The organism is Candidatus Saccharimonadales bacterium (genome assembly GCA_036397795.1).
GTDB lineage: Bacteria > Patescibacteriota > Saccharimonadia > Saccharimonadales > DASWIF01 > DASWIF01.
On record DASWIF010000017.1, the window covers coordinates 1 to 10,539 of the forward strand.

The window sequence follows — 10,539 nt, forward strand, 5'->3', positions numbered from 1 at the left end:
TGAGGTTTTTCGAGCCAACATCAAACGTGGCTGGCTCGATTCCGGAATTTCTGAGCATGGCAGCTAGCGGCTTGCCGACTAGCCGGCCCTGGCCTACGATGGCAATCTTTTTATCGGCCAGCTCGATGCCATACCCCGCCAATAGCCACAAAATTGCCAACGGCGTAGCTGGATCGAACTTGGCTTTTTCACCCAAACCGTCAACATCCTTGTCGGGGTTAATGGCATCTAATAAAGCGTCTGTGTCAACTCCAGTGGTCATTGGCAACTGGACTATCAGCCCATTGATTGTTTCATCCTTATTTACGGATCTGATCGTATTGGCTAGTTCGCTCGGCTCCACATTAAAATCTATGACCTTAACCCCAATCTCAGCTCCGTATTTTTTCTTCAATGACATATAAAGTTGGTTGGTTGGTTGCGGATTATCACAAATGATAGCCAGCACTGGCGCAAATCCGGCATGTTTCAGCCGTCTGACTTCTTTGGCTTGCCGCTGTTTAATGTAGCCAGCCAGTTCTCTCCCGTCAAGATATCTCATAACGGGCGTAGCATACCACTAATTTACTGATTTTGGAGGGCCCACTGGGACTCGAACCCAGGACACGAGGCTTAAGAGGCCTCTGCTCTAACCAGCTGAGCTATGGGCCCATAAAAAGTTATATAATTAATTATATAACTTTTTTGGTACTCCAGGAGGGATTCGAACCCCCGACCTCCTGGTCCGAAGCCAGGCGCTCTAATCCGCTGAGCTACTGGAGCACAAGCTAAGTTCATAGCTGCTGCATCATACCAAACCACCTCTGTTGTGACAATGGTACCCTGCACAGGACTCGAACCTGTAACCTCCAGCTCCGGAAGCTGGCGCTCTGTCCAATTGAGCTAGCAGGGCTTAATCGTGCAGCTAACAGTTTATACTAACAGTATGCTCATTCAGCAAAACCAACCGTTGGCTGGCCTGACCGCTTTCAATGTTGGCGGAGCAGCGGAGAAATTAGTTACCATCAAAAGCGGCCTAGAAATCGACGAAGCGATAAACGAAGCCAACAATCAGGTTTGGCCGCTCGGTTATGGTACCAATGTGCTTATTTCCGATCAGGGGCTTCCTGGTACGACTTTGTTGTTTCGAAACGACGAGTTAGACCTAAACGATAATCAAGTGGTCGCCGGAGCCGGACTATGGTGGGATGATATGGTCAAATTATTAGTCGATAGCAACCTATGGGGGTTGGAACTAACTAGCGGTGTGCCGGGCAGTGTCGGTGCTGCGGTGTTTATTAATATTAATGCCTACGGCCAGTCTCAGTCGGATTGCCTAAGCTGGGTCGAAGTCTTCGATTTAGACAAAAAGCGACTGCAGAAGATAAACGCCGCCGATCTTACGTGGGGGTATAAAACGTCCGACTTTCAACTGGACGGATGGCAACGTAAGCTAATCGTTCGGGCGGCCTATGAACTTGCTTCTAAGCCCACGATCGATGTTACTTACCAATCAGCCATTGATATCAAATCAGAATTAGGGCTTAAAGACACGTTAGCTGATAGGCGTGCAACAATCCTAGAGACTCGCCGCCGGGCCGGATCAATCTTTGTACCTGGTCAAAACCACGCTAAAACCGTCGGTTCGTTCTTTCGCAACCCGCTGGTAACTTCCGAGCAAGCCGATCTAGTGGCCTCGTTTGACGAGAGCGGCAAAACCAAGTCCCAAGTCCATAAAATGAACCAAGTACACGGCGGGGATCGCCTGCGGGTGTCAGCCGCCCATGTTTTGTTGGCCGCCGGCTTTAAGCGCGGCCAACAATGGGGGCCGGTACGCCTCCACCCGGACCACGTTTTAAAACTCGAAAACACCGGCGGCGCCACGGCCCAGCAAATCTACGACGTAGCCCAAGAAATTATTAACCATAGTGAACAAAGCCTAGGTATCAAACTCGAACCTGAAGCCAGAATACTTGGTGAATTTTAAAGATACGGAATCGAGTGTTGCTTAGCTAGTTTAGTGACCTCCGCTTTTAAATTGGCCAGCGTCGGTTGGTCGTCTTTGGCTACAATCGCCTGCTTCATCCAATGTGCAACTTTCGCCATGTCAGGCTCCTTTAGTCCTCTAGTGGTCATGGCGGGCGTGCCTAGACGGATTCCGCTGGGTTTGAACGGCGGCAGCGGATCGTCTGGCAGCACGTTCTTATTCAGTGTCAGGCCGATTTTATCTAGCACTTCCTCAGCGATTTTTCCATCGACACCGAACGACCGATTAACGTCAGCCAATATCAAGTGATTGTCAGTTCCGTTAGTGATTAGCTTAAAGCCCTGATCCATCATCGATTCAGCCAATGCCTTTGCGTTTGTCAAAGTCTGGCCGGCATAATTTCTAAACTCCGCCGTGTCGGCCTCTTTTAGGGCAACCAGCTTAGCCAGTACATTGTTCATATGCGGTCCGCCCTGTAAGCCCGGAAAGACCGTCCGGTCAATTAGCGTCGGCAGGTTTTCCAAGGTTTTTTCTGGCGGTTTAAGTGGATTGCCCACCTTGCCGCGGCTTAAAATCATACCACCTCTTGGGCCTCGTAAGGTCTTATGGGTTGTGGTAGTCATGACGTGAAAGCCAAAATCGAATGGGTTGGCCAGTTTTCTAGCCGCGATCAGACCGGCAATATGGGCGATATCCGCCATCGCCATAGCGCCGACCTCGTTCGCAATATCCGCAAATCGCTGGTAATCCAGTTCGCGCGGATAAGCGCTGAAGCCAGCGAGTACAATTTTAGGTTTATGCTTTAGCGCCAGTTGGCGCATTTCATCATAATCAATCTCTCCGGTTTCAATGTCTTTCATTTTGTAGCGGACAAAGTTAAAAAGTTTGGCGGTGACTGTGACAGGATGGCCGTGGGTCAAGTGACCGCCATGGCTTAAGTCCATGGCTAAAACCGTGTCGCCGGGCTCTAGCCAGCTCCAATAAACCGCTTCGTTTGCCGGCGCACCAGAATGCGGCTGGACATTGGCGTGGTCGGCTTTAAACAACTTCTTGGCTAGTTCAATGGCCTCCGACTCGACTTTATCGGTGTTTTGTTGCCCGCCATAATATCGCCGGCCGGGGTAGCCCTCAGAGTATTTGTTAGTGTAGACGCTGCCTAATGCTGAAAGTACGTCTTTGCTCACGTAGTTTTCCGAAGGTATAAGCTCCAGGCCGTCCAGCTGACGCAATTGTTCCTGGTTCAAATAATCTGTTAGGCTCATCGCTGTCTTCCTCGAGAATAATGTTATAATAGACCGGTTATGTCAATCGAACATGCCCAGCCTACAGCTTACACTCGAATCCGAGAATCTGTTAAGGAAATTATCAAAGAAGCCGACAAATTAGATTTAGATTTATGGGAAACTGGTATAAATTACCACCAAGGTTCGGTGATAAAACTGGGCTCACAAGCAATACCAGAAACCGATAAAATCGCCGACGTTGTACAACATGAAAAACCAATTGACGGTGCTATAGCCTGGAAAAGGTACATTATCTACCCTGACCGCACGAGGAGCTGCGTTGAATTAACCTCAGATGATGGCGACAATTTCACTAAAACTGAAACTGAATCTGACGCTGCTTATGATCGAGCTGAGCAGGCAGTAATGCTAGCTAGAGCTGGCTTGTCAGATCTAATTAATCAAAATTCATAGATTTTCTTGACACTTATATCATCTTTGATATATTACTTTGCAGCTTATGACTGCAGATTCCCAGAAAATTGGACAACTAATTTCCGAGGTTCGCAAACAACGCGGCCTGACCCAGACTGATTTTGCCAAGCAGTTAAACACCTCGCAAAGCGCCGTTAATCGCATCGAAAATGGCAAGCAAAACCTCAGCATGGAGATGCTGGGCCGGATTAGCGATGTTTTAAATCGAGAATTATTGCGAATTAATCAAAGCGGCACCATTAATTTCAAGATTGAGGGTGGCCGACCCTTAAGCGGCGAGATAGTTACAAAAACTTCCAAAAACGCCGCCGTAGCCCTGCTGGCAGCTTCACTTTTGAACCGCGGTACGACCACCTTGAAGAAAATGCCTCGAATCGAAGAAGTTAACCGTCTCGTCGAGGTTCTTGCTAGCATTGGTGTTCAAATGCGGTGGCTCAGCGGCAACGACCTGGAGATAAAGCCCCCCGCCAAACTAAGGCTTGATAAGCTTGACGAAACCTCAGCCCGGAAAACCCGCAGCGTGCTGTTATTCCTTGGTCCGTTTATGCACCTGTTTGGTACTTTTAACCTGCCTTACGCCGGCGGCTGCAATCTCGGTAAACGGACAATCCAGCCGCACCTGTTTGCGCTGGAGGAGTTTGGCATGAGTATCCACGCCACCCGCGGCCGGTATGAGGTTACGGTGAGACGAAAGGCTCCTCGGGAAGTTGTTCTGTACGAATCCGGCGACACCGTGACTGAAAATACCCTCATGGCAGCCGCTAAAACTGACGGTTGGACAGAAATACATATGGCGAGCGCTAATTATATGGTCCAAGACCTGTGCTTTTTTTTGCAGACACTGGGCGTAAAGATCGAGGGTATCGGTACGACAAAATTACGCGTCAAAGGTCTTTTGAATATCAACAAGAATATTACTTATCACCCCAGCGAAGACCCAATCGAATCGATGCTGTTTTTATCCGTCGGTATTACTACAAATTCGAGTCTGATTATCAATCGGTGCCCGATTGATTTTCTAGAACTCGAGCTACTTAAACTTAAAAAGATGGGTGCTCGGTTTGAACTAAGCCAGCGCTACAAAGCCGCCAACGGACAGACTGATTTGGTCGATATCAAACTGCTTAAAACCGAGGAGCTAAGGGCGCTGGACGAAAAGATTTACGGCCGGCCCTTTCCCGGCCTGAATATTGATAACCTGCCTTTTTTTGTGCCAATTGCCGCCAGAGCTAGGGGCAAGACCCTAATCCATGACTGGGTATATGAGAACCGGGCTATTTATTTCACCGAACTAAGCAAGCTCGGGGTTGAGATCGAGTTACTTGATCCGCACCGGGTAAACATCGTTGGCCCGACCAAATGGCGCTCGGCCGACGTTGTTTGTCCTCCCGCACTACGGCCAGCAGTGATCGTTTTGATTGGTATGCTCGCGGCCGAGGGAACCTCGACTTTAAGAAATATTTATTCAATTGCCCGGGGGTACGAAGACTTGGCTGAACGGCTTAATTCCCTCGGCGCCAAGATCGAGATCCTGCGCGATTTTTAGCCAACATCCAAACATTTAAACACCGTTTCAATCTAACTCCCGTAGGGGCATTCTATAGAATGCCCCTACGGAGGTCTTTGTTTCTAATATGACTTGTTGGTATTTACTATTAGTGATAGCGGCTTAGTATTATCGGCCGGTGCCTGGTGAGCAGTAGCGCCGATGCGACTAGCGTGATTCCGGCGACTGGATTAATTGTTGCCGGAGATCCGGTTTCGGCTAAGAATTCAGCGTTAAAACCACCTGTGCCGGTTAAATTGTCTACTTTCCAGTATTCATTACTATCGATGGTTATCAAGCTGACATCGGGGTGATCAGTCTGACGAAAATCAATGTTCGGACAACCGTAGTCTACTTCGGCCATACTAGCGGCATCGGGACAGATAGCCACCGTGTCGAAACCGGCCAGATGCGGCACGTATAACGTAAACGAGTCAGCCGTACCTGGGGCGGTTGAAAGATCATGAACAAATGACTTACCTAATACTAACGAGGTATCGCCCGTAACTTGATCCCAGTCATTATCTAACGGAAAGTCGACATCAATGTCGGCTAGAGGCAGGTCAGTGTCCAACAGGCGAATGGCGTCACTGTTACCGCGCGGTACCCCCGGCTGGCCGAGTTCGACGTTTTCCTTAGTGGAGACAATTTCCGTGTCGTGGTCGGCCTCAAGGTTAAGAATATGCTGCCAGAACCTATCCTGCCACTTGGTAATAAACGCGTTGCTCTCTGCGCCCGTCGTATGGATGTCCGACCCATCTGGATTAAAATTGACGCTAGTAGCAGCATAGTAGCCCCCTACGTAGATATCTCGATTTTCATCCGCAGCCACCGCTAAAGGACTGCTATCGTTATCTCCGCCCGGTAGAACCCGCGTGAATTCATAGTTTCCATCAAGATCATAACGTTGGATCACAACGTCCCAGAGGCCATTAGTAGCCGCACTGTAAATATCACTGCCACCTGTTGGGTCCAAATCAACGTTTTGACTACCCATTTCACCGACCACATACAGCGAGTCGTCATCGTAAAAAGCCGAGTTATCAGTCGCTACCTCAATTCCGGTGATGTCATCAAACGAACTACCGTCAAACACGTAGCTCCATTGGTAGTTTCCGTCATGGTCATACTTTGAAAAGTACATGTCATTGGTCCCGCTATCACTGGTGAACAAATCGGTCCCCGCCGTTGGGTCGAGATCAACATTTACACCATCATAAGAACCACCTACGAACAAATCGCCCGCTTCGCTGGCTGCAATCGGAGTGCCATAACCTGAGCCGAGTGCTTCAGTCATAAAAGTCCAGTCGTATATGCCGGTGGTTGACCAGCGGCTGATGAAGACCTCGCCCTCGACCGATGGATCGTGTAGATCCAAACCATCGGGGTTGAAGTTGACATCTGTCGAATCCTGCAGACTACCGGAAAGAAAAATATGCCCGTCAGCATACTCAACGTCGCTCGGCTCGTCTCCCGGTACAGAGGCACTGCCAAATGTTTTAGACCACTGATAAGTTCCGTCAGCCAACCATTTAGAGAAGAAGATATTAGCTGTAGCAAACACATTATTTACGCTGTGTAAATCAGTCCCGGCATCGGGATTAAAGTCGGTATTTGTACCGGCGTAACGGCCAGTCATATAGATGTTGTTGTCGTTATCGAGCACCAGGCCTTCAATGGCATCAATACCGTCACCGCCAAATGTTTTGGTCCATTGGTAGACACCATCTAAAGACCAGACCGACACGAAAGTATCGACTGAGTTCACCGCCGTATGGTCATCACTGCCGTCCGGGTTGAAGTTAACCGTTCCTGTGAATTGCCCGCTTACCACTATGTTTCCGCTTGAGGTTATCTCAACGTCGGTAGCGGCATCAAAGTGGTTGCCCGACGTTCCAGCACCAAAGCTTTTGCCCCATAGGTAGTTACCGGCGTTGTCCCACCTAACGATAAACGCGTCGACTGAGTTACCTGCCGCCGTCGAGCTGTGTAGATCGCTACCATCTGGATTGAAATTAACATTACTGCCCGCAAAATAACCAACCGCTACTACTGAGTGGTCTTGAGCAACGGCCACACCGTTGGTCGAATTGCACAAGTTTGACACCAAACAGACCGTATCAGCGCCAAAAGTCTTGGTCCAACCACCGTAGCCAAACTCTGTTCGTTCAGCTTGAACGGCAATTCCACTGAGTAGACTCAGCCCAAATGCCAAGACTATGCCAAGACTCCAGCGTCTTAAGCCAGCCATCAATCCCCTTTGATTTTATTTTCCTTAACGCTCTTTTTGTCTCTGTCAAAATAAGAGTGATGCTATTGTAATAAACTTCTTAAGCTTTGTAAATGTGTTTATATGGGGCGAACGATGGGGATCGAACCCACGACCTTCGGTACCACAAACCGACGCTCTAACCGACTGAGCTACGCTCGCCATGCTGGCACAATCTAGCATATAATAATCTGTTTTACCACTGTTTGTTTGCTATAATTCGGGCGGTCAGCGGGTGTCGTATAGTGGCTAATATGCTAGCCTTCCAAGCTGGAGACGAGAGTTCGATTCTCTCCACCCGCACCAAGCGCGCCCCGGTAGCTCAGCGGATTAGAGCAGTGGGCTTCTATCCCACGTGTCGCAGGTTCGAGTCCTGCCCGGGGTACCACACTAAGTCGTAAAATTTAGATAGCTTTCAGCATAGTCCAAATAGTTGGTATGGTTTTTCCACAACTTAAAGAACGCCGCTTGCATCCTGTCAATTCTTGGGCTTACAATTAATTTATATTTATAAAAGACGCCTACGCTCTTCTTGGGGGTGGCGCAAACGGAGGTAGTATGCGCACTATTAACCTAAATCTAAGGGTTGGGTTAATTTTTACTGTGGCGATTGCGCTGGTACTCGGCTTCTCATTCAAGCCAGTAAGAGCAGATATTTATGAAGGCGTTCATTGTTGGCCGCCTAATGAAATAGTGGAATATGAGGGTACGACTTTTAAGTGCTTGTGTGAGTGGATTGAATTTATAGAGGGCGGCACACTGTTTGCCTGCCGCTGGGCCATAATCGCCCAACCATCTTTAGAGTGTTATAGTTTTAAGGAAAAACAACTGCCTATACTTGAGGATTTTGGCTTGCTGGTTAGCTCTGAGATCGCAGATCAAAATTACAAATCCCAGGCTGGTAATATCAATTTCTTCGACTTAACAACAGGCCAATATGACTATGAGCCGGCTGGCGACTTGAGAATTAGATTAGAAATAGAGAAATTCAACGTTAATTCGTGGGTGACAACCTTCAGTACCGGCAACATCTACAACACAGTCCAGGCGTCATCTATGTTCGTCAATCACAATCATTTCACGATACCGGATTGGGGCGACGGCTGGTACCGCACCTATATCAGAGGCGGTGTTAAGGCCGGCGGCGAGTGGCACTCTATTACTCAAAGGTCTGAGCCTTGCCACTTGGATGCCTGAGCAATAGACTGATTGAACAACCAAACACACACCATTAGCTGTATAATCTACTCTTAGTATGACTAACTACCTCGCGCTTTGGCTTTTTGCTCAGTACAACGAGGGCCTATACGGCGAGTCGATTTACGGTGACGGTACGGGCGGACTGGAAAATACCGGAACAGCCATTGTACTCGGCGTGTCAGTCGGCCTGATAATTTTAGCTGTAGTGTTATTTGTTAATATCAGGTCTCGCCGCCGAAAACCTAAGAAGTAGTCTAGATTTTTTTGTGTCGGCTGGTATCGAAAGATTTTGGCCGTGCTAGTTTGCCGTATTGGATTTGACCAGCGATAACAACTATTCGGTCCCAGGCTCTTAAGGCAACTTCTGGTCCCTTCCCGACTCTGACGTACACTTGCTTCCAGTCAGGTTGCTCGCCGACACGTATAACCGTTAGGTCCCGAGCTTTGCCCCAACTTACGAAATCTGGATTGACAACTACCCGACGCTCATTCCACACTTGTGCACCAATTTGTGGCGATAGCTCCTCATCAGGCTCAAAACCATCACTGTTTTGGCTCTGCTTATTCTGTTTTGTCGGATCAGCCATGGCCAGATTAGAAGCCGGTCAGGCCGAATAAGGCTTCCATCAGATTGTATGTCCGCGTACCGGTATCGGTCGTGACAGCGTGCTGCATGGGTGAGGTATTAGTAATATGGATGCCTATAACCGTATCGGCTGCTCCAGTGTCAACCCTAATAACATCAGCGGCTTTGGCCAAGTTGGCCATACCGATATCGTCAATCATAGTCCAGCGGGCGTTGGCCCCTACCCTTATAAAGTAATCGGCTGAACCATTTGTCCAGCCGCTAGACTGTTCCAGCGAGGTACCCAGCAACTTGCCGAAGTCGTCGTCAAAATAAATCAAGGCTTCACCAAATTGCAAACGGGATGAAATAACGTCTACGTCGCCAATATTTGAAAAGTCCACTACCAACGAGCCAGCTACGCCGCCATCAATATTATCGTTGCAATACAACCAGCAGTTGGTGATAAGTACGTCCTGGCACCGGTTGGTGCCGCCAGTGAAGGGCTTGAGGACTTCCTCCGTTCGTACATCCTCGATTAGGGTATACTGCACACCATTTGTTACCGCCGGATCGATGAAAATTCCGTTGCCGGCTTCTAAATTGGCTATGTTCAAACTTCGTAGATTAATACCGTGGCCGCGAGTAATGCGAATAGCGGATAGAACCGTATTATGGCTAGCTGAGTAATCACCAAAACCTAAACCTTCGACTGCTGCGCCCCGCCAATCGCCGCCAGAGGAACCGGAGTCGATAGTAATAATATGAATGGCTTGGTTAGACAAAAACAACGTCGGTCCTACCGTCCAGGCCGTTGTCGCCGGGGTGTTGCCGGACAACGCCCAGCCCTGATGGCCGGCTCCCACTAACCTGACGCCGTATTCATCTATGTTCAAGCCGGTATCAATCCGGTAGTTACCAGGCGGAACGTAAACCGTGCCGCCGCCAGCCGCCGCGACATCATCGAGGGCTGCCTGGATAGCACTGGAGGCGTTTGCCGAACCAGTATTATCGGCGTTGTAAGGTTCCCGGGTGACGTCCAAAAAATGAGCAGGTGCCACCGCCCATTGGCCACCGGTAGCATCCCAGTAAAGTTCGTCCTGGTCGTTGGTCCCGCTCGGCACCGTACCCGAACCCGTCGCATCAGTATCATTGATCCAGGCTGAGCCGTTGTATTTAAGGACTTGGCCGCTGCCTGGAGCCGTGATGGTAACGTCGGTTAGGCTGTCTAGGTCATTACTGTGACTGTGGCCGGTGTTGGATTTGCCAGCTAGT

The 10,539-nt window shown here is 49.1% G+C and carries 10 protein-coding genes and 6 tRNA genes; 7 read left to right on the forward strand and 9 right to left on the reverse strand.

Annotated elements, in window-relative coordinates; all coding sequences use genetic code 11:
- From VGA08_01220 to VGA08_01235, 4 genes are all read right to left on the reverse strand, one after another.
- The coding region (locus tag VGA08_01220; GenBank protein ID HEX9679220.1) for a bifunctional 5,10-methylenetetrahydrofolate dehydrogenase/5,10-methenyltetrahydrofolate cyclohydrolase at positions 1–541 on the reverse strand (541 nt) is incomplete at its 3' end.
- A 33-nt stretch (positions 542–574) separates the two neighbouring features.
- A tRNA-Lys gene (locus VGA08_01225) sits at positions 575–651 on the reverse strand.
- 34 nt (positions 652–685) lie between these two features.
- Positions 686–762: transfer RNA gene (locus VGA08_01230), tRNA-Arg, on the reverse strand.
- 53 nt (positions 763–815) lie between these two features.
- Positions 816–892, reverse strand: a tRNA-Arg gene (locus VGA08_01235).
- A gap of 33 nt (positions 893–925) precedes the next feature.
- Between VGA08_01235 and VGA08_01240 the strand changes: the two genes are divergently transcribed.
- Positions 926–1,966, forward strand: a complete 1,041-nt coding sequence (locus VGA08_01240; protein ID HEX9679221.1) for an FAD-binding protein — start codon at positions 926–928, stop codon at positions 1,964–1,966.
- Here VGA08_01240 and glyA read toward each other — a convergent pair.
- On the reverse strand, positions 1,963–3,228 hold the full coding sequence (glyA, locus tag VGA08_01245; protein HEX9679222.1) for a serine hydroxymethyltransferase: 1,266 nt from the start codon (positions 3,226–3,228) through the stop codon (positions 1,963–1,965). The genes VGA08_01240 and glyA overlap by 4 nt on opposite strands.
- Before the next feature lie 39 nt (positions 3,229–3,267).
- Between glyA and VGA08_01250 the strand changes: the two genes are divergently transcribed.
- Positions 3,268–3,663, forward strand: coding sequence for a hypothetical protein (locus VGA08_01250; GenBank protein ID HEX9679223.1), 396 nt, complete (start codon positions 3,268–3,270; stop codon positions 3,661–3,663).
- 46 nt (positions 3,664–3,709) lie between these two features.
- Complete coding sequence (locus tag VGA08_01255; protein HEX9679224.1) at positions 3,710–5,230, forward strand: UDP-N-acetylglucosamine 1-carboxyvinyltransferase; 1,521 nt, start codon at positions 3,710–3,712, stop codon at positions 5,228–5,230.
- A 109-nt stretch (positions 5,231–5,339) separates the two neighbouring features.
- Here VGA08_01255 and VGA08_01260 read toward each other — a convergent pair whose 3' ends face one another.
- Positions 5,340–7,481 carry a hypothetical protein gene (locus VGA08_01260; GenBank protein HEX9679225.1) on the reverse strand — a complete coding sequence of 714 codons (2,142 nt, stop codon included), beginning with the start codon at positions 7,479–7,481 and terminating at the stop codon, positions 5,340–5,342.
- Positions 7,482–7,584: 103 nt separating this feature from the next.
- A tRNA-His gene (locus VGA08_01265) sits at positions 7,585–7,661 on the reverse strand.
- Positions 7,662–7,730: 69 nt separating this feature from the next.
- Between VGA08_01265 and VGA08_01270 the strand changes: the two genes are divergently transcribed.
- The 4 genes from VGA08_01270 to VGA08_01285 all read left to right on the forward strand — a co-directional run bounded on the left by VGA08_01270 (position 7,731) and on the right by VGA08_01285 (position 8,952).
- A tRNA-Gly gene (locus VGA08_01270) sits at positions 7,731–7,805 on the forward strand.
- Positions 7,806–7,810: 5 nt separating this feature from the next.
- Positions 7,811–7,887, forward strand: a tRNA-Arg gene (locus VGA08_01275).
- 170 nt (positions 7,888–8,057) lie between these two features.
- Entirely contained in the window at positions 8,058–8,696 is a 639-nt protein-coding gene (locus tag VGA08_01280; GenBank protein ID HEX9679226.1) for a hypothetical protein, read from the forward strand.
- A 58-nt stretch (positions 8,697–8,754) separates the two neighbouring features.
- Positions 8,755–8,952 (forward strand): hypothetical protein, encoded by a 198-nt coding sequence (locus VGA08_01285; GenBank protein ID HEX9679227.1) that lies wholly within the window; start codon positions 8,755–8,757, stop codon positions 8,950–8,952.
- A gap of 1 nt (position 8,953) precedes the next feature.
- Here the strand turns inward: VGA08_01285 and VGA08_01290 are convergent, their stop codons facing one another.
- Together VGA08_01290 and VGA08_01295 are read right to left on the reverse strand one after the other, a co-directional pair.
- Positions 8,954–9,286: a hypothetical protein gene (locus VGA08_01290; protein ID HEX9679228.1), complete on the reverse strand. Its 333-nt coding sequence runs from the start codon at positions 9,284–9,286 to the stop codon at positions 8,954–8,956.
- A gap of 7 nt (positions 9,287–9,293) precedes the next feature.
- The coding region (locus VGA08_01295) for a glycosyl hydrolase family 28-related protein (GenBank protein ID HEX9679229.1) at positions 9,294–10,539 on the reverse strand (1,246 nt) is incomplete at its 5' end.

What these genes read in the sequence shown, in the direction of transcription:
- VGA08_01240 (HEX9679221.1), top strand. Translation starts at nt 926, where the DNA reads ATGCTCATTCAGCAAAACCAACCGTTGGCTGGCCTGACCGCTTTCAAT.
- glyA (HEX9679222.1), bottom strand. Translation starts at nt 3,228, where the DNA reads ATGAGCCTAACAGATTATTTGAACCAGGAACAATTGCGTCAGCTGGAC.
- VGA08_01250 (HEX9679223.1), top strand. Translation starts at nt 3,268, where the DNA reads ATGTCAATCGAACATGCCCAGCCTACAGCTTACACTCGAATCCGAGAA.
- VGA08_01255 (HEX9679224.1), top strand. Translation starts at nt 3,710, where the DNA reads ATGACTGCAGATTCCCAGAAAATTGGACAACTAATTTCCGAGGTTCGC.
- VGA08_01260 (HEX9679225.1), bottom strand. Translation starts at nt 7,481, where the DNA reads ATGGCTGGCTTAAGACGCTGGAGTCTTGGCATAGTCTTGGCATTTGGG.
- VGA08_01280 (HEX9679226.1), top strand. Translation starts at nt 8,058, where the DNA reads ATGCGCACTATTAACCTAAATCTAAGGGTTGGGTTAATTTTTACTGTG.
- VGA08_01285 (HEX9679227.1), top strand. Translation starts at nt 8,755, where the DNA reads ATGACTAACTACCTCGCGCTTTGGCTTTTTGCTCAGTACAACGAGGGC.
- VGA08_01290 (HEX9679228.1), bottom strand. Translation starts at nt 9,286, where the DNA reads ATGGCTGATCCGACAAAACAGAATAAGCAGAGCCAAAACAGTGATGGT.